At 39.0% G+C, this 19,523-nt stretch carries 18 protein-coding genes and 3 tRNA genes; 17 read left to right on the top strand and 4 right to left on the bottom strand.

The window, feature by feature from the left end:
* The first annotated feature begins 87 nt into the window (after window positions 1–87).
* The 4 genes from FF105_RS00355 to FF105_RS00370 all read left to right on the top strand — a co-directional run bounded on the left by FF105_RS00355 (window position 88) and on the right by FF105_RS00370 (window position 2,183).
* Window positions 88–711, top strand: coding sequence for a hypothetical protein (locus FF105_RS00355; RefSeq protein WP_228934794.1), 624 nt, complete (start codon window positions 88–90; stop codon window positions 709–711).
* Window positions 712–845: 134 nt separating this feature from the next.
* Entirely contained in the window at window positions 846–1,934 is a 1,089-nt protein-coding gene (locus FF105_RS00360) for a DUF871 domain-containing protein (protein WP_010280112.1), read from the top strand.
* Window positions 1,935–1,989: 55 nt separating this feature from the next.
* Window positions 1,990–2,072 (top strand) — tRNA-Tyr (locus FF105_RS00365).
* Between the two features lie 39 nt (window positions 2,073–2,111).
* Window positions 2,112–2,183, top strand: a tRNA-Gln gene (locus FF105_RS00370).
* A gap of 88 nt (window positions 2,184–2,271) precedes the next feature.
* On the opposite strand, the gene FF105_RS00375 is transcribed toward FF105_RS00370, so the two are convergent.
* Window positions 2,272–2,357 (bottom strand) — tRNA-Leu (locus FF105_RS00375).
* 112 nt (window positions 2,358–2,469) lie between these two features.
* On the opposite strand from FF105_RS00375, the gene FF105_RS00380 reads away from it, so the two are divergent.
* The 7 genes from FF105_RS00380 to FF105_RS00410 all read left to right on the top strand — a co-directional run bounded on the left by FF105_RS00380 (window position 2,470) and on the right by FF105_RS00410 (window position 10,409).
* Window positions 2,470–2,805 (top strand): bZIP transcription factor, encoded by a 336-nt coding sequence (locus tag FF105_RS00380; protein WP_010280114.1) that lies wholly within the window; start codon window positions 2,470–2,472, stop codon window positions 2,803–2,805.
* Window positions 2,802–3,611: a triose-phosphate isomerase gene (tpiA, locus tag FF105_RS00385; RefSeq protein WP_010280115.1), complete on the top strand. Its 810-nt coding sequence runs from the start codon at window positions 2,802–2,804 to the stop codon at window positions 3,609–3,611. Before FF105_RS00380 ends, tpiA begins: the two co-directional genes overlap by 4 nt.
* Before the next feature lie 107 nt (window positions 3,612–3,718).
* Complete coding sequence (eno, locus tag FF105_RS00390) at window positions 3,719–5,044, top strand: phosphopyruvate hydratase (protein ID WP_036067776.1); 1,326 nt, start codon at window positions 3,719–3,721, stop codon at window positions 5,042–5,044.
* Between the two features lie 72 nt (window positions 5,045–5,116).
* A complete protein-coding gene (locus FF105_RS00395) occupies window positions 5,117–5,731 on the top strand; it encodes a DNA-3-methyladenine glycosylase I (protein WP_010278921.1) in 615 nt (204 codons plus the stop codon).
* Between the two features lie 89 nt (window positions 5,732–5,820).
* A complete protein-coding gene (locus FF105_RS00400) occupies window positions 5,821–7,299 on the top strand; it encodes a Ppx/GppA phosphatase family protein (RefSeq protein ID WP_010278917.1) in 1,479 nt (492 codons plus the stop codon).
* A gap of 9 nt (window positions 7,300–7,308) precedes the next feature.
* A complete protein-coding gene (locus tag FF105_RS00405; RefSeq protein ID WP_010278912.1) occupies window positions 7,309–9,441 on the top strand; it encodes an RNA degradosome polyphosphate kinase in 2,133 nt (710 codons plus the stop codon).
* Entirely contained in the window at window positions 9,438–10,409 is a 972-nt protein-coding gene (locus tag FF105_RS00410) for a Ppx/GppA family phosphatase (RefSeq protein ID WP_010278909.1), read from the top strand. The genes FF105_RS00405 and FF105_RS00410 overlap by 4 nt, the downstream gene beginning before the upstream one ends.
* A gap of 159 nt (window positions 10,410–10,568) precedes the next feature.
* On the opposite strand, the gene FF105_RS00415 is transcribed toward FF105_RS00410, so the two are convergent.
* A complete protein-coding gene (locus tag FF105_RS00415) occupies window positions 10,569–11,204 on the bottom strand; it encodes a YigZ family protein (protein WP_010279364.1) in 636 nt (211 codons plus the stop codon).
* Between the two features lie 17 nt (window positions 11,205–11,221).
* Here FF105_RS00415 and FF105_RS00420 point away from each other — a divergent pair, with 17 nt between their 5' ends.
* The 5 genes from FF105_RS00420 to FF105_RS00440 all read left to right on the top strand — a co-directional run bounded on the left by FF105_RS00420 (window position 11,222) and on the right by FF105_RS00440 (window position 16,569).
* Window positions 11,222–12,496 (top strand): DEAD/DEAH box helicase, encoded by a 1,275-nt coding sequence (locus tag FF105_RS00420; RefSeq protein WP_187241125.1) that lies wholly within the window; start codon window positions 11,222–11,224, stop codon window positions 12,494–12,496.
* 265 nt (window positions 12,497–12,761) lie between these two features.
* Window positions 12,762–13,175 carry a ComF family protein gene (locus tag FF105_RS00425; protein ID WP_290045914.1) on the top strand — a complete coding sequence of 138 codons (414 nt, stop codon included), beginning with the start codon at window positions 12,762–12,764 and terminating at the stop codon, window positions 13,173–13,175.
* Window positions 13,176–13,311: 136 nt separating this feature from the next.
* Window positions 13,312–13,857, top strand: coding sequence for a ribosome hibernation-promoting factor, HPF/YfiA family (gene hpf / locus FF105_RS00430; protein ID WP_004912837.1), 546 nt, complete (start codon window positions 13,312–13,314; stop codon window positions 13,855–13,857).
* 120 nt (window positions 13,858–13,977) lie between these two features.
* Window positions 13,978–14,931 carry an aldo/keto reductase gene (locus FF105_RS00435; RefSeq protein ID WP_010279354.1) on the top strand — a complete coding sequence of 318 codons (954 nt, stop codon included), beginning with the start codon at window positions 13,978–13,980 and terminating at the stop codon, window positions 14,929–14,931.
* A gap of 96 nt (window positions 14,932–15,027) precedes the next feature.
* Window positions 15,028–16,569 (top strand): ABC transporter permease, encoded by a 1,542-nt coding sequence (locus FF105_RS00440; protein WP_010279351.1) that lies wholly within the window; start codon window positions 15,028–15,030, stop codon window positions 16,567–16,569.
* A gap of 55 nt (window positions 16,570–16,624) precedes the next feature.
* On the opposite strand, the gene FF105_RS00445 is transcribed toward FF105_RS00440, so the two are convergent.
* A complete protein-coding gene (locus FF105_RS00445) occupies window positions 16,625–17,293 on the bottom strand; it encodes a histidine phosphatase family protein (protein WP_010279348.1) in 669 nt (222 codons plus the stop codon).
* Window positions 17,294–17,413: 120 nt separating this feature from the next.
* Window positions 17,414–18,814 carry a hemolysin family protein gene (locus tag FF105_RS00450; protein WP_290045916.1) on the bottom strand — a complete coding sequence of 467 codons (1,401 nt, stop codon included), beginning with the start codon at window positions 18,812–18,814 and terminating at the stop codon, window positions 17,414–17,416.
* Window positions 18,815–19,278: 464 nt separating this feature from the next.
* Between FF105_RS00450 and nrdH the strand changes: the two genes are divergently transcribed.
* Window positions 19,279–19,509: a glutaredoxin-like protein NrdH gene (gene nrdH, locus FF105_RS00455; RefSeq protein ID WP_010279343.1), complete on the top strand. Its 231-nt coding sequence runs from the start codon at window positions 19,279–19,281 to the stop codon at window positions 19,507–19,509.
* Window positions 19,510–19,523 lie beyond the last annotated feature (14 nt).

The following is a 19,523-nucleotide window of genomic DNA, read 5'->3' on the forward strand; positions in this document are numbered from 1 at the left end:
ATTCCGTTTAATCGGCAAATTGAGGTGATATAATAATTTTCGGAAAGTCGCTATTTATTACTTATATTTGAAAGGAATTTACATATTGTGCATTCAATTCTAGGTGTCATCGCAATGGGGGCAATCATTTATAGAAATGTTCCTGCACTAATTGCTCTGAAAAAAGGAACGTTTCAGCCTAGTTCACCAACCTGCTTTATCTGGGCTACTATTTCATTTATTGAGGCAATCATTATTTTGAGTAGCCATGGAGGTTGGGCTGCAACGTCAACAGTTGTGACAACAGTATTTTGTTTTTTCTTTGGTTTAAAGGGCATCAAGTTTATCAAGCAACAGCCTATCTCAGCTAAGTTTCTTAGCACTATGGCTTTCTTCATAGTAGTACCAACGGCACTATCTCTTTTAAACGTAATTCCTTTAAGTTGGTTACTTATTGATTTGGCAATTATTGAAGCTTTAGCAATTATTCCAACTATTAAGAAAATTAAAAAAGCACCATTTTCAGAAAACCTTGAACTATATGTATGGGGAGACGCAGCTATGATTTTAAGCATTATAGCTGCTTCAAATATCAATTTTAATACAGTCTTTATACCTTTACTATGGATCGTTATTCTGACAGGTACGATCATTTATATGTTGGTTTTGCGTAAAGGCACTGTCAATCAAAATAAGCCAGTAACTCAAAATGCTGATTCAACAGTTGTTTAAGATCACAGATAATCTCTCTGGTGATTCCAAAGCGTCTAATCCTTGTATTAGACGCTTGTTGTTTTCTCCTAATAAAAAACAACAAAATGTAAGCGGTTACGTTATAATAGTATTAATGGAAAAGGAGCGAATAAATGCCAGAATTAGGACTATCAATTTATCCATCACAAGCAAGTTTTGAAGATAATGCAGCTTATCTAAAGCAAGCTGCACAGTTTGGTTTTACAAGAATTTTTACATCGTTATTAGAAATAAAAGGTGATGCTGAGGCAGTTATTGCTGATTTTAAAAAAATAATTGCTGTTGGTAATGACTTGGGGATGAAAACAATCCTTGACATCAATCCAGCCCTTTTTGACCAATTGGGTGTTGATTACAACAATTTGAAATTCTTTGCTGACTTGGGCGCTTGGGGCATACGGCTTGATTTGGGTTTTACAGGGCAAGAAGAAGCGGCAATGACGCAAAATCCCTATGGTCTCAAAATCGAGGTCAATATGTCTCGAGGAACACACTATATTGATCAAATCGTTGATTATGTGCCAAATCGTGATAACTTGATTGGGTCACATAATTTTTACCCACAGCGATTTACGGGATTGGGACGTGACTATTTTGCGAACACGTCAACACAATATCGTAATCATCACTTACGGACAGCCGCATTCGTAAATGCGCCTAGTGGCACTTTTGGTCCTTGGCCAGTATCGGATGGTCTCGTGTCACTTGAAGATCATCGTAGCTTACCAATCGCAACACAGATTCAAGAACTACGGCTGGGCGGTTTAATCGATGATGTTATCATAGGTAATGCGTTTGCTTCTGAGCTCGATTTAAAAGCGGCTAGTGATGCCTTCAAGCTTGGACGTCCACAATTACGCGTTGTGACAGAAAGTGACTTGAGTCAAGCAGAGCAAGCGGTGCTCTTTAATCAAGAACAAATGTATCGTGGCGACAAATCTGACTATGTTTTGCGGTCTTCCATGACACGTGTTATCTATAAAGACGAAGATTTTCCAGCTAAACACACCGACGCGATTAAACGTGGTGACCTATTAATTGACAATAATGAATTTGGTCAATATAAAGGCGAGTTGCAAATTGCGTTGCGCGATTTACCTAATGATGGTCGCATCAACATAGTTGGACACATTCATGAAGATGACTTGAATTTATTACCACTAATTCAACCATGGGGCAATTTTGATTTGATACGTGGCTAAAAGGGGTTGTCAAGAACAACGATATTTGATATGATAGTAGAGTTGTTTGAGATATGGGAGTGTAGCGAAGTCTGGCTAAACGCGACGGACTGTAACTCCGTTCCTTCGGGTTCGTAGGTTCGAATCCTACCGCTCCCATTGCCGATTTAATAGTTAACGGCAAAATAAATTAACTATTGCCCCTTCGCCAAGCGGTAAGGCATCGGTTTTTGGTACCGACATGCGCTGGTTCGAATCCAGCAGGGGCAATCTAAAAAGCCTCTTACCATAGGGGCTTTTTTTCTTTGATTAATTATAGTGCCCACAAAAAAACGCTCACTAATGTGAACGTTCGTAGTGCAGCTGGCGGGAGTCGAACCCGCACGCCCTAAAACGGGCACAGGATCCTTAATCCTGCGCGTCTGCCAATTCCGCCACAGCTGCATATTATAATTGGCAACTCTATAATTATACCCATTTAATGCTGACACGTCAATAGAATTCTACTGACGCGACACCTCGAAGTTTGATAAAATGGAGGTAATGGAGAAATGACATGAAATTTTTTAATCGCAAGAAAGCCGAAGAAGATAATCCTGAAATTAAGGCGCAAACTGAAATTTTACAAAATGAAAACGATGATTTACTAGACCAAATAGAAGCACTGAAGCTTGATGTCACTGAACTTAAAGCCGAAAATACGCGTCTTTCCGAATTGCTAACAACAAGCAAATATTATCGGACGTTGGTTAAGACAGGTGGCGGACTAGCCGCTTTGTTTTTGAGTTATATTCTACTGTCAGTCGTTGGTGAATCATCACGCGATATTATTTGGTTACTGTTAATTGAAGCAGCATTTATTTTCATGATGCTCAAAGGAGACGAAAAATGAGTCAACATAAAGCGGCACGTGTGCCATTCGTGGTTGCTAACTGGAAAATTAATAAGTTGCAGGCAGATGTGATGGCGTTTTTGAATGAGGTTAACGACAAAGTACCTGACCAAAAAGTTGTCGAAACTGGTATTGCTGCTCAAGATTTATTCTTGGCAGACATGGTACGTGCCACAGAAAAGTCGCCTATTCATGTGGTAGCAGAAAATGTTCACTGGGAAGATAGTGGCGCCTATACGGGAGAAACTTCCCCTAAGGCACTCAAGGATATTGGTGCTAAATATGTATTGATTGGCCATTTTGAACGACGCAAGTTTTTCAATGAAACCGATTCAACGGTTAACCTAAAAGTAACTGCTGCCTTACGTAACGGCTTACGTCCTATTATTGATGTTGATGAAGATATGAGTACGTATGCCCAATTTATGGATGCTGAACCATCTGTGGCACAAGTTGCGGCTGCATTGGCGGGTGTTTCAGTTGATCAAATTCGTAATGTCACATTGGCTTACGAACCAACTTGGGCGATTGGCTCGGGAGAAGCAGCAAGTGCAGACCAAGCACAAAAAGCTGCTCATTTGATCAGACAAACGTTAGCCAAACTTTATTCACCAGTCATTGCGGAACAAGTTAGAATTTTATATGGTGGCTCTGTTACACCCGCAAATGCCCGAGAAATTATGCTCCAAGAAGATATTGATGGGGTGCTGGTCGGTACCGCAGCGTTGGATCCACAGAAGTTTTTGGAATTGGTAGCGATTGCCCACAACCCGACTATTCCTGATTTTAATACAGAAGAGGTTTAATCAACAATTATTTGGTCGTGATCCCACTATCAATTTTTGGCAAATTATCGTTGCTGTGTGATATAATAAACATGGTATAAAACCGAAAACCAAAGGAGAATAGACACATGTCTTTAATCACTGATATTATCGCACGCGAAGTCCTTGACTCACGTGGAAACCCTACACTTGAAGCTGAAGTTATCACAGAATTAGGTGGCTTTGGTCGTGGTATGGTGCCTTCTGGTGCTTCAACAGGTGAACACGAAGCTGTTGAATTGCGTGATGGCGACAAGTCACGTTTCTCAGGTAAGGGTACAACAAAGGCTGTTGCCAATGTTAACGATGTTATCGCAAAGGCATTGGTTGGTAAGTTTGATGTTACTGATCAACGCGCTATCGACCAAGCTATGATCGAATTGGACGGTACAGAAAACAAGGGTAAGTTGGGGGCCAACGCTATTTTGGCCGTTTCAATTGCTGCTGCTCGTGCTGCTGCTGATGAATTAGGTGTGCCTTTGTTCTCATACATTGGTGGTATGAACTCATACGTTTTGCCAACACCAATGATGAACGTTATCAACGGTGGCGCTCACTCAGCTAACAAAGTTGACTTCCAAGAATTCATGATTATGCCTGTTGGTGCCCCAACAGTTAAAGAAGCAATTCGCTATGGTTCAGAAACTTTCCACGCTTTGAAGAAATTGTTGGAAGCTGACGGTAAGGCAACTTCAGTTGGTGATGAAGGTGGATTTGCCCCTGACTTTGCTGATAACGAAGAACCTTTGAAGTACTTGATTCGTGCGATTGAAGCTGCTGGTTACAAGCCAGGAAAAGATATTGCGATTGCTGTCGATGTTGCCTCATCAGAATTGTATGATGCAGAATCAAAGACATACAAGTTGCGTTGGTCAACAGGTGAAGAATTCACAACACCTGAATTTATCAAGTATCTTGAAGATTTGGCAGATCGTTACCCAATCATCTCAATCGAAGATCCTATTGATGAAAATGAATGGGAAGACTGGGCTACAATTACTGCTGAATTGGGCAAAAAAGTTCAATTGGTTGGTGATGACTTCTTCGTTACTAACACACAATACTTGGCTAAGGGTATCAAGATGGGTGCCGCTAACTCAATTTTGATCAAGGTTAACCAAATTGGTACTTTGACAGAAACTTTGGAAGCTATTGAAATGGCTAAAGAAGCTGGCTACACAGCTATTGTTTCACACCGCTCAGGTGAAACAGAAGATACAACAATTTCTGATTTGGTTGTTGCTACTAACGCTGGTCAAATCAAGACTGGTTCATTGTCACGTACTGACCGTATTGCAAAGTACAACCAATTGATCCGTATTGAAGAATTGTTGGACACAACTGCAAAGTATAAGGGTATCCACTCATTCTACAACTTGTCAGCTGATGCTCGCGAAGCAATTGAAAACAAGTAATTTAACTTTACTAAATCATCTCGTTAAGAGATGATTTTTTAGTATCTAAAAAATCAAAAGGGTAAAATAATCATGGTACCAACAGATAATCTTTTAAAACCCGCTTCGACTAACAATACGATTAAACGATGTGAGTGGGTTAGCCACTATTCAGCCACTGACATGATGACAAAATATCATGATACTGAGTGGGGACAACCATTACGGGATAATGATGTTAAGTTATTTGAATTGCTCACTTTGGAAATATTTCAGGCTGGGTTAAGTTGGGAAATATCATTAAAAAAGCGCTCTGGATTGAACGAAGCTTTTTTTCATTTTGACGTTGACCGCGTCGCAAGTATGACGGAAGCGGATGTTTTGCGTTTAAAGCAAGATGAAAATATCATTCGTAATGGTTTAAAAATTGCGGCTACAATTAACAATGCTCGGATTATTCAGCATTTACAGGCTACTTTTGGTAGCTTATCTGAATATATGTGGCACTTCACTGATAATCAAACCATTAATCATCATATTACGCGACTATCAGAGATTGTCGCGCAGAATGAATTATCTCAAAGGGTGGCTAAGGATATGAAAAAACAGGGGTTTAAATTTGCCGGTCCGGTGACGATATATTCTTATTTGCAAGCGATGGGTGTTATTAACGACCATGAGGCGGCATGTGCTTTTAATCCAGAATGAGTGTCAGAATATTATTATGGTATTTTAATGATAATTGTAAACAATATCTTTACAAAAATATGTTAAACTAGCCAGAGAGGACACTTTTAATGGCGAAATTACAAGGTATTATTTTACTCAACTCAGGTGTTGCAGAATTACAAATTGTTGATGGCAGTGGTCATAAAATTGAAACTGTTAAACGAGAATACAGTGAAAATGATTTAGAGCTGAGGCACTTTTCAACCGAGGTCATGCAGCGTGCTTTATCCCAATTACAACGTTTTCAGCAGTTATTGCGGGATTACGATGTGACGACTGTTCGTCTATTTGGTAGTGAAAATTTGTCAAAAATGCCTAATGCTGTGTACTTTGTTGATCAGGTAGAAAATGTGACAGGATTAACATTGCGTTGGTTAAATGCTAACCAAGAAAATTACTACCGGCAATTAGCATTACGGATGCATGAACAAAAGGTTTTAAGTGGCGGAAATGCTTTTGTTTTAGGTGTTAGTTCTACAAGAATAGATTTGTCATATTTTGAAGATGAACAGTTTAAATTTTCACAACATTCTGCTATTGGACCAGTTAGATTAACCCAATCAATTCGCAAAATGACAGCGGAAATCACACAAATTTCAGATCTTGTACCTGAATTTATTAATAGTAAACTTGCTGATTTTTGGCATATGTTACCACCTTTTCATCAAGCCGACAGTGTTGTTTTGTTAGGCGCCGATGTTTTAAACAATGTGTTTCTGGTGCACCAATCATCAGTGACCATTACAAAAAAAGATGTTGAGAATCTGGTGACAAATTTTACGCGTATGAATAATCAAGCAATTTCGGAAGAGTATACGATTGATAATAAAGATATTTGGATGATTTACATGGAAGCTGTTTTAGTGCTCAATGTGATGTCTGCTGTCTCTGCCAAAAAGTTGCATATTAGTAATTTAACCGTATTGGATGGGTTAGTTGTTAAAGACACAACGGCGCAACAAGATATTATTACGGCGGCACGTGGGATTGCTGATCGTTACATGGTTGAGGATAAGCATCGTGAAATTGTTTTACAGTACGCATGGCGATTATTTGATCGGCTGAAAAAGATTCATCGTTTGGACCCGCGCGATCGTCTTTTGCTAGGGGTTGCCGCCTTGACACATGATGTTGGTAGTTTTATTAATTCACAGCGACATTACCAGTATTCGGAAGAAATATTGGAGGGAATTGACTTTCATGGCTTGTCGACGTCGGAACAACGCATGATTGCAGCCATAGCACGCTACCATAGCGCTGAAACACCGGACAATGCTTTACGTGCCACCAATGAATTTTCCCCAAGGCAACGTATCCGAATTGCTAAGATGGCCGCGCTGCTAAGATTAGCAGATGCGTTGGATGATAGCCGCTTGCAAAAAATTACTAAATTAACGGTGTCTGTGCAAGCAGAAAAAATTGTTGTGACAGGACACACACCGTTAGATTTGCAATTAGAAATTTATGTTTTCACTAAAAAAGCAAGATTTTTTGAGGCAGTGTTTGGCATGCCGATTGTGTTGAAACGACAAGGGAAGAGAGGCTAAGTAACGATTATGAGTGAATTAAAATTACCAAAATACTATGTCAATCGAGAAGTAAGTTGGTTAGCGTTCAATGACCGTGTTTTAGAGGAAGCAAGAGATACTCAAAATCCATTATTAGAACGAGCCAAGTTTTTAGCTATCACGCAAAAAAATATGGATGAGTGGTTCATGGTGCGTGTAGCGAGTCTACAGCAGCAATTTTTTGTTGGCCATGACAAACCTGATGCAGCTGGACTATTGCCCAAAGAGCAGCTAGACATTATTTCTGAGGCAGCTGGAGAACAAATTAAAAACCAGTACCAAGTATTAAATCGCAGTATTTTACCAGCACTCAAACGAAATGGTTATGAGTTAAAGCATGCAGATGATTTAAGTGCCGAACAGTTAAGCTTTTTAAAGCGTTTTTTTGATGAGGAATTGTTACCGGTTTTAACGCCAATGGCAATTGACAGCACGCGCCCGTTTCCATTTTTGGCAAATGATACGTTAAACATTGGTGTTCGCTTAAAAAAAGACGATGAAAAATCAGAAAAGCATATAGCTGTCTTGCAGGTCCCAACAACATCAGGACGTGTGATTGCATTGCCAGAGTCTAATCAAGTCATTTTGATCGAAGAAGTCGTCCAGCAGTTTCTTGACGCACTATTTCAAGGCTATACGATTAAAGAGTCAACAGTCTTCCATATTTTGCGTGATATGGAACTAGACGTCGCTGATGATGAAGATACGCCAAACATTTTGCAGGAAGTACAAAGTAAATTGCAAGAACGTGAGCGTGGCCGCGTTATTCGCGTCATTGTTAGTGCCAATACCAGCAAAACGTTGATGAATAAGCTAATTAAAGCATTAGAAGTACCGGATGAACGTGTGTATGATGTGAATGGCGCAATCGATTTAACGTTTTTAGATGCTTGGCTTAAATTAATTGATGCCCCCACGCTAGAGTTTTCACATTTTAAAGGCTATGAAAATCCTGATTTGGTACCCGAAAAAATGTTTGCCAGTATCAAACAACGTGATTATCTATTGCACCATCCTTATGACACTTTCAAACCAGTGGTGCAGTTTATTCAAACGGCTGCTCGCGATGAAAATGTTTTGGCAATTAAAATGACGCTCTATCGTGTTTCAGGTAATTCACCAATCATCAAAGCATTGGCAGACGCAGCGCAACAAGGAAAACAAGTGACGGTACTAGTTGAAATTAAAGCCCGCTTTGATGAAGAAAATAATGTTCACTGGGCGAGGGAATTAGAGCAAAAAGGTGTTCATGTTGTCTATGGATTACGAGGCTTAAAAGTTCATGCCAAAGTTGCCTTGGTGGTTCGTCGGGAAGATGATACCATTCGACGGTATGTCCATCTAGGAACCGGTAATTATAATGATGTGACAGCTAATTTTTATACAGATCTTGGCTTGTTTACCAGTGATGGTGAGTTGGGGGCAGATGTGGCTTCTATTTTCAACATTTTGACTGGCTATTCAGATCCCGTGTATTTCCACCAATTGCACATGTCGCCGGAAGGTATTCGTGAGTTTATTTACGACAAAATTCACGCTGAAATGGCCAATGCAAAAGCTGGCAAACCAGCAGGTATTAAAATGAAATTTAACTCACTTTCAGATGAACACATGATTCGACATTTATATGAAGCCAGTGAAGCTGGTGTACCAGTTGAATTAATTGTCCGCGGCATTGTGATGTTGCGTGTCGGGATTCCAAAAATTAGTGATAAAATTGAAGTACATTCGATTGTTGGTCGTTTTTTGGAGCATAGTCGTATTTATAGTTTTGAAAATGATGGCGATCCAGAAGTTTACCTATCATCAGCGGATTTGATGACTAGAAATTTGGACCGCCGAGTAGAATTGTTGTTTCCTATTAAGAACCTTACCCTTCGGCAACGTGTCTTATCAATTTTCAAAACCATGTGGGAAGACAACGTTAAAACGCGTGTTTTACAAGACGATGGTGTGTTTGAAAAAATAGATCGACGCGGTTTGTCAGCCAGCAACTCCCAAGAATTTTTTATTGCGGCTTCATTGGCAGAACAAATTGAATTACAACAACGTGAAGAGGCGTTACATCGGCGCCGAGATTTTGAACCAATTAATAATCCATTTACAGGGGAGGAAGTATGACAATACTAGCGGTGATAGATCTAGGATCTAACTCAGTCCGTATGACGATTAGTAAGTACCATCAGGATGGTCACTATGAGGTTTTGGAGCGTTATCAAGAAATGGTACGCTTGTCCGAAGGCATGGGCGAGGATAAAATTTTGCAGCCCGAAGCTATTGCACGAACACTAGACGCGTTAAAACATTTTAAAAAAGCGTTATCAGTTTATCCTGAGGCCGACATCAATGTTAGGGCAGTAGCGACGGCTGCAGTGCGTCAGGCGGCTAATCAAGATGAATTTCTAGTAGCATTTAAAAACACAATGGTGTGGCCGTTGGAAGTATTAACTGGTGAACAGGAAGCGCATTTTGATTACGTTGGTATTGTCAATACGCTTAACATCAATGATGCGTTGATACTAGACACTGGTGGTGCTTCGGCTGAATTAGTGCTAGTCAGAAACAAGGAAGCGTTACATGAAGTGAGTTTGCCCATTGGCGCTGTCACAATTAGTGAAGGTTACCTAGAAAAAGATATCGTGAGCGCTGCTTCATTATTTGAAGCCACTGTCGCCTTACGGCGAATGTTTGGTGATGTCTCATGGCTCAATGAGGCAGCAAATTTACCTTTGGTTGCGCTAGGGGGCAGCAATAGAACATTAGCAAAGATTTCGCGTCGACAAAAGAAGATTGTTGATTTACCAGTTCATGGCTACCATTTGAGCACGCAAGATGCTACTGCAATTTATCAGATGATTTTAAGCAAAGATCTAGATGAACGCAAAAAAATGGCTGGTTTAGCTAAAGAACGTGGGGACATTATTATTGGTGGGTTACTACCCTTGATGGAATTACTGATTCTATTGAGTGGTCAGCAAGTCATTTTCTCTCAGTCTGGTCTACGTGAAGGAATTTTATTTGAAACAATCAAACGTGAAACTGGACATGATGTCATAGCGCCAGAGCCGGCAGCTATGACAATTGATTAATAAAAAAGCTGATACTGTATCAACAGTATCAGCTTTTTTGCTACAAAGTTATATCATAGCATTTATAATGATCCACCCGGGAGTCGAACCCGGATTTCAAGAACCGGAATCTTGCGTGCGATCCATTACACTAGCGGATCATAACTATTTAATTATAGCCTATTTGACCGGAATTTCAAAGAAAGTTATGTCACCAATATCAAAGACAATGTTACCGGCAAATTGATTCGTCAGTGTATTTTGAAAGCTACGCAGCCCTTCTTCAGACACAGGGACGATTAAATGAACGTTTTCATCGTAATTTGTGCTCATAATTTGATAGTCATTTTGTGTTAACCAGTAAATTAGGCTATCAACGTGCTTGTAGGCAATTGTAATAGTCACTTGATGCAACGCTAGTCGTTCGACAAAGCCAGCTGCTTTCAACCCGTCTGCTGTTGTGCTAGCATAAGCACGAATTAAGCCCCCAGCCCCTAGCTTGACACCGCCAAAATAACGCGTCACAATGGCCACAACGTCGTGAATTTTATTTTTCTGGAGGACCTCTAACATTGGTACACCGGCCGTACCATTAGGTTCACCATTGTCACTAAAACGTTGTATTTGATCTTGATCACCTAGCATATAGGCAAAAACGTTATGGTTGGCTTTGTAATGTTGCTTGTTGATTTGTGCAATAAATAAGCGTGCTTCTTCTTCAGAATTAATTCGCGCAACATTCAAGATAAAGCGAGATTTTTTAATAACTTGATCCCAAGTATATGTTTTTTGGGAAATTGTGAAGTAATGTTCCATACATCGTATTATACAGTATGGAAATAGAAAATCTCTACGGAAGGCAGTTAGTCTGTCCAAAAATAGATAATAGTTTAGGAAACACGAGGACAGCATTTCAGGGAGGTGTTTGCCAACGTTGTAACCAAAAATTAGTATCGCCATTACCAAATGATGCGTTTTATTGTCGCGCCTGTCTGACGCTTGGTCGTGTTAGTTCATTAGATAATCTAATCTCTTTGCCTGAACCCAATCAATTTAATGGGAAAGTGGTACTAAGTTGGACGGGGACTTTAACCAGTCAACAGCAAAAAGTTAGTGAAGACTTACTGACCACTTTAGCACTGCAACGAGAACATTTAGTGTGGGCTGTGACGGGTGCGGGCAAAACAGAAATGTTATTTCCGCTTATTTATCGCGCTTTGCAGCAAAAACTGCGCATCGGCATTGTTGCACCGCGCGTTGATGTTATTGTTGAATTATCACCGCGATTACGTGCTGCATTTGCTCAAACGGACATGGTGACGTTATATGGGGAACAGACTGATTGTTATCGGTATACTCAACTTGTATTGGCAACCACACACCAACTCTTAAGATTTAGACAAGCCTTTGATGTCCTAATTATTGATGAAGTTGATAGTTTTCCATTTGCTGGTAATGAGATGCTAACGCATGCTGTGAAAAATGCCGTTAAAGTTCGTCATACGATGATTTATCTGACCGCAACACCAACTAGAGAACTAAAAAAGCGGATTAAAAAAGGGTTACCAGTCTCGTATTTGCCACTGCGATTTCATCAACATTTGTTACCAGAAATTCAATTAGCGCGACTCAGTAATTGGCGTAAAAAACTACCAAGAAAGTTTCGAAAACAGCTTAGTTACTTAGTGGAGACGAATAAACGATTTTTGGTTTTTGTGCCTAAAGTGTCAGATTTAAAACCTGTACAAGAAACTATCAGGCGGTGGTTTCCAAGAATGCATGGTGATTTTGTGCATGCCAATGATAAACATCGACAAGAAAAGGTACAAAGTATGCGCAATGAAAATTTACAATATCTTGTCACGACAACAATACTTGAACGTGGTGTGACTTTTCCTGGCATTGATGTCATCATTTTGGGCGCTGATGATGAAATGTTTACCGAAAATGCTTTGGTCCAAATTGCTGGACGCGTTGGTAGAAAATCTGATTGTCCCACTGGGCTTGTACTGGCCTACGTTGAGCATGTGACATTAAAAGTCAAAGCTGCCCAACGTCAAATTATACAACTCAATCATTTGGGGGAGAAATTGCGTGAATCAATCTAGAAAGTTGTGTCAACTATGTGGTTTGCCTTTGACAGAGGATCAATCATTTTTATCGTTGTTGGGAATAATGTCTACCGATTCAAATAATCTGTGCGAGGATTGTTGTAACCAATTGGTACTTATTAATGATATATTTTGTCCAAACTGTGGCAGATTACAAGCGACACCAGAAATGTGTTTTGATTGTATTCGCTGGCAAAATAAAGGCTATCCGTTATTGGAACATCGGGCAATTTACCAATATAATGATGTTATGAAAACTTATATGCAGCAATATAAGTTTAATGGTGATTTTTTATTAAAAGATTTATTTAATCACGACTTAATCCGACTGATTGATAGTATTGATAAGGATATTGTTGTCCCAATTCCAGTCAGTCACTATACTATGCAAACGCGTGGGTTTAATCAAGTTAGTGGTATGCTGAATGGGCAAACTTTATCCGATATACTTTCTGTTACTGCAAGCAAAAAAGATCATCAATCACAATTTGGACGACGCGAGCGTATGAACCGTCAACAGCCTTTTGCTCTCAGTGTATCAAGCCAATTAGTAGTGGGTCAGCGTATTTTATTAGTGGATGACGTCTACACAACCGGCAATACAATGTACCACGCAGCTAATTTGCTTTATCAGGCGGGCGCAAAAACTGTCAAAAGTATTTCATTGGCCCGCTAAAAATGAAAAAATGGTGAATTTTACAGAAAACGCTTACAGTTGTGATATAATGTAGTTAGCAACAAGATAAAAACCACGCTGAATTTGATGATACTTAGATTGTTATCATAATAAAGCGTGTATGGAGGAATTTATTATGTTAGATTATAATGTACGTGGTGAAAACATCGAAGTAACAGACGCAATCCGTGACTATGTTGAGAAGCGTTTAACGAAACTGAATCGTTATATTGAAGAAAGTGCAAAAGCAAATGTCAATTTACGCACGTATCGTTCGGATAACTCTGGTAAAGTAGAAGTCACAATCGTATTACCATACGTAGTGTTGCGAGCTGAAGATACAAATGCTGATATGTATGCAGCAGTAGATAATGTATCTGAAAAGATTGAACGCCAAATTCGTAAGTATAAGACAAAAATTAACCGTAAGTCACGTGAAACAGGCTTTAAGGGTATTGATTCACATGACGAAATTCCTGAGACGGACGTTGATGATTCGGCATTACAAATTGTACGTACAAAGCAGGTTGATTTAAAGCCAATGTCACCTGAAGAGGCAGCGCTGCAAATGGATTTGCTAGAACATGATTTCTTTATCTTTAAAGATGCTGAATCTAACACAGACTCAGTTATCTACAAGCGAACAGATGGTAAGTATGGTTTGCTTGAAACAGCTGAATAAGGACACAAATCGCCAGCTATCACTGAAAGTGATTTCATATAGTTCAGCTTTAACCAGCTGTGCTATATTACTTTCAATGTAGCTGGTTTTAAATTAATTGTTATATGAAAGGTATATCACATGAAAACAATTCAAATTGGTAGTACAAATCTGACGTCAAGTGCAGTTGCCTTGGGCGTCATGAGAATTGCCGATAAAACATCAGAAGAAGCCCAAAAAATTGTTGAAACGGCATTGGCATCCGGAATTAACTTTTTTGATACGGCTGATATTTATGGTAGTGGTCAATCATCTATTGTTTTTGGTCAAGCATTGAAAGATGCGGGTGTCAAGCGTGATGAAATTTTTATACAGTCAAAAGCTGGTATTATTTTACCCAACGGTCAAATCAACGGAGATGGTGAAAGAGGACCGCGCTTTGATTTTAGTTATGATCATCTGATTGCTAGCGTTGATATTGAGTTAGAACGTTTACAAACTGATTATCTTGATACATTTTTGCTGCATCGGCCAGATACATTGGTTGACATTAATGAGTTAGCACGTGCTTTCACCGACTTGAAAACCGCTGGGAAAGTACACCATTTTGGTGTTTCTAACATGAATCCTTACCAAATTGCGCTGATTCAGAATGCTTTAGGAGAGGAAAAGCTGCAAATTGACCAATTGCAATTTGGCATAATGCACACTAATATGATTGATTCTGAATTGCACGTTAATATGAATGACGCAGCCAGTGTTGATCATGATGGCGGTATTCTATCTTACACGAGGTTACACAATCTGACCATTCAAGCTTGGTCACCATTCCAATTTGGATTTTTTGAAGGTGTTTTCATTGATAATGAAAAGTTTCCAGAACTTAATCAAACGTTAAAAAAGTTGGCTAGCAAATATGACGTATCAAAAAGCGCTATTGCTGTTGCCTGGATTTTGCATCATCCGGCCAATATGCAAGTTATAATTGGTTCCATGACGCCAAGCCGTATTATTGATATGACGAAGCTTGATTTTCAGTTGACTAATCAGGAATGGTATGACGTCTATATGGCGGCAGGGAATACTTTGCCATAATTTCTTTAAAAATGATAAAACTTTATAAAGTTATCCACAAGGCCACTTCAATCTCGTATGCTATTAGTAGCAGAGTTTAAGATGAAGAGGCTTTTTATGTTGGGTTGGCAAGCGGTGTTAGGAAATAAACGTATATTGGGAAAGTGGCTAGTAGCAGTGGTTTTGCCTGTCTTACTGATTGTCGGCTATTTGGGGGCAACTAGTCACAGTAATCAGAAAACAGACCGTCTAGTCGTAGCGGTAATAAACCAAGATAAGGCAGCGTCCTTGAATGGTAAAAACCAGCGATTTGGCGACACATTGCAACAACAGTTAAAGGAAAGTAAGCATTTCAAAACAAGTACTTATCAATCAACTAGGGCAGCAAAGCTGGCGCTAAAGCAAGGGCGTATTAGCGCGATGATTGAAATTCCTACTTCATTAACGACGCAATTAGCAGATTATAAAAAGAGTGGCAAATCAGCTATGGTCAATGTTACTGTTGCAACAGGAAATAGTCAATATGCGACGCAATACATTGAAGATCAACTCAACGGAATAGTTGCGATAGCGAATAATAAGTTGTCTTTGGGCAATACAAGTGATTCCACGTTATCTAAGCTAAGTTCACAAAGTCAAAATCTAGCAAAGCAAACAAAAGACTTACAAACTAATTTGCAAGCGGTAGGCAATAGCATTGATGCTGATGCCGCAAATGATTTACAGTCTAATGCGGCTGATTTGATCACGGATTTGTCTACCTATTCCGCGCAATTAAATGATGCTGTTAATGGGGGTGATAAAACGAAAATTCAGTCCTTGGCAGTAGAAATTAATAATATTTCATACAAAATGCAAACGACGATTGCTGGTGGTATAGGCAGTATTGCCACCAATTTAAGCAGTACCAAAGCATTGAGCGATCAGTCAGGCGTTATTCAATCGAGTGCCAAAAATATCAACGGTGGACAGCAAGAAATTTCAAGCCAACTGAAATCGTTATTGAGCAATCAGCCAGACAAAAATACAGCGTTGACGCAAATGCTCATGTTAAAAACGAATGACATCAAGCCAATAAGAACGCAGGGACAAGTTTTAATGGCGTCATTGTTAGTCGTTGGTGTTTCTATGATGTCAGTACTATTTGGACTACTATTGCCAGTTAAGCCAACCAAAACAGACGCTTTGGCATTAGAACAATGGTGGGAAAACTTTCAAATTGGTGGTTTGCTAAGCATTTTGGGTAGCATTTTGATGGTAGGCAGCGCTTTCCTTTGGCATGTGAACATCGGCAACTTTTGGTATTTGACTGGCATCACATTATTGAGTCAATGGAGCATGATGAGTTTAGTTTGGTACCTGAAGCAGTGGTTAGGCCAAGCTGGCTGGTGGTTGTCAACTGTACTATTAGCTATCCAAACTGTCTTTGTTGTGCCTAATGATCCAATTATTTTACAGGATTCAATCTTTGCATTTATAAGACCATTTTGGCCATTGTCAGCTTTGAAAAATGCAGTCAATTCACTTGTTTTTGGCGGTAATGATATTGAGCCAAATGTCATGATTTTGATTATATGGCTTTTGGCACTGACTATCTTACTTGTGACATATTACCGTGTAAAACAACGTGAAAATTTGAAACAAGCATTAAACGTATAAAAAAGACGATACATGGCATTGCTGATGTATCGTCTTTTTGAGTTGATTTCTTCAATTAAAACACGGTTGTATCGTCGTTAAAGTTAATAATATCAGCCTGTTCATCGGTTGATAGGTCCAGTTGCATGACTGCGCCATTCGTAACACTAATAGCTGACAAGTCACGTCTGCCAAAATATTCGGCAATAGCACGAATAGTTGTGCCATGTGAGACGAGGAGAATATTGTCACCATCATGGTGATGATTCAGCAAGTCATTAAAACCATGCTTAACACGTTTTAGAAACGCTTCATGATTTTCAGCTAGATTGAAAGGATCGGCTTCAGCCATGACGTTCATCGCATCAGCCATGCTATAACGCGTGATAACATCTGAAAAATTACTAAATTGGTCTTTTTTATAGGCACCTAACGTCGTGAGCACAATCTCACCGCTAACACCTTCAAAAGCACCAAAATTTTCTTCTCGGAAATCAGGAAGTTGCGTTGGATCTGAAAAATCAGACTTCGTATTGTTAGCTAAAATGTAGCGTGCGGTATGAATGGCTCGTGTTAAATCTGATGAGTAAGCACCATCAAAATGAACATTGGCTAATCGTGTACCGGCATGATAGCCATCTTGAATGCCCTTTTCAGTCAGAGGGGCATCAGACCATCCTTGAAAACGGTGTAAAAAGTTAAAATAAGTCTCGCCATGGCGCACCATGTAGATATGGACTGACATACTGTTCCTCCTCAATATAATAATTCTATTTTACCATAATCACGAACAATTAAATTAGTGATAAAGTAAAGATTACAAACCAATCAAAAAAACGAGTAAGTTACACTCGTTTTTGATTAATTAATGGGTAGATAATTCACTTTCAGATTGTGACTCAGACTCAAGTTCCTCATCATCAAAAATACCATTACTATTAACATCCTCTTTGGGTGTGGGTAGTTCTTTTACAATGAATTCAGATATATAAGCATTATCATAATCAAGTGCTGTTAGCTGGAAGTTGGCAACAGTCATGGTATCACCAGCGCGGAATTCGGGATCGTGATTTAACACATAACCAGTTAATGTTACTGCATCATCATTTTCCAGTTCTTTGATATTTTTATCAAAGTAGCGCTCAAAGTCATAAAGGGTCATCTTACCAGAAACTTTGAAACGATGATCACCAAGTTTTTCAATATAATCATCTGATACATCATCTATTTCGTCACGAACTGTACCAAATAGTTCTTCATAAATATCCTTATCAGTAATTAAACCAGAAGTACCACCGTATTCATCAACAACAATGGCAATAGGGGAACGTTTGATAATCATTTCATCCATGACGTCGTGTAAGTCCATATTTTCGGGTACGGCGGGGATGTCACGCATAATCTTTGAAACAGGGTCAGATGACTTAATACGTGCTTGGCGAACTAGATCATAGTTAAAGACATAGCCTAACACTTTATCTTTATCATTGTCCGCAACAACCGGAAAACGTGAATAACGTTCTTGCAAGTATAAATTAACACCTTCTGCGATAGAAGCTTTAACATCAATGACAGTCATTGATGTACGATCAATCATGATATCAACAGCAACTTTATCGTTCATTTCAAAAGCACGCTGCATGAAGGTTAAATCTTCTTCATCTAATTCACCAGCTGCTGCTGCGTTTTTAGACAGTGATAAAATTTCGGTTTGAGAATATATGTCTTCTTCGCCGTCAGTTTTAAATCCTAATAAATGTGTAATACCGTTTGATAAATGATCTAATACCCATATTAGGGGGAATAACGTGATATGAAAGAAGCGAACTGGTCGAACAATAAATAGTAAGACTTTTACAGGCGATTCAATCGCAATATTTTTAGGTACAAGGTCTGTAAACACAGCATGGACAATAGTGAAGATAATCATAGCTGCGACTGAGGCAACTGCGTGGGCATATTCAGCAGGAATAATACCTGATTTGAGAATGATGTCAGCGACAGTTTCTTCACCAATCCAACCTAAAATCAAACTTGTTAATGTGATCCCGACTTGCGCTGTCGAGAGATATTCAGTCAGGTGTGTCACCATGTGAATGGCGTTACTGATGTTACGGGAAGGCTTGTCACGATCTTCCTGTAAAACCTTTAAAGCGCTTAGTCGCACCTTAACCAATGAATATTCCGTTAAAGTAAACAGAATAGCTAACAACAAGACCACCAAAATAACAAAAAAGTTGATGATCAAAGACGGACCAGAATCCAAATTCGTAAACCTCTTTTCTTATATACTAAGAGTTATTATACCAAAAAAAGTCGTCATACGGTGATTTTTATCGCTTCTTAAAATTTAACGAATGATTAAGTTTGAAGCTGCAATTGGGGTGGATAAAGGCGAACAAAAATCAGCTTAATGATTTCTTTAAAAATAAAATTTCACAAACACAACGCCTTAATGCATAACGCATCTATCGTTTTTATTAAATTATTTCAGAGTGCTGCGATTCAGAAAAACCCTTATATATCAACGCTTTCAATGTTCGTGGTGGGCGCTTGTGAATTTTATTAATTTGTTTAGCTTGTGAATTGAGCTATGACTTGATTTTATCGAACAAATGTTTGTGAAGACAGTTTTGGTCCTTGTAGAATTATCGAATTGCGGTAAACTATTAATCAACAGTTCTAACTAAAACTAAACAAAATAATGGATATAAATGTGAGGTACGTGTCATGGAAAAAGTAACAATTTATACAAAATATAACTGTGTGCAATGCAAAATGACGAAAAAGTTTTTAGAGGCGCAGGGTATTGCTTTTAAAGAAGTTAACATTGAAGAAGAGACACAATATGTTGATGAATTGAAAGCTAATGGTTATCGACAAACGCCAGTTGTTGCTATTGAGGGTATGCCATCATTTTCTGGCTTCCGTCCAGATGTGCTCAAAAAAATATCTGCTTAATTCAAGCCGTATTC

Source organism: Leuconostoc sp. UCMA20149 (assembly GCF_030400235.1).
Taxonomy (GTDB): domain Bacteria; phylum Bacillota; class Bacilli; order Lactobacillales; family Lactobacillaceae; genus Leuconostoc; species Leuconostoc pseudomesenteroides.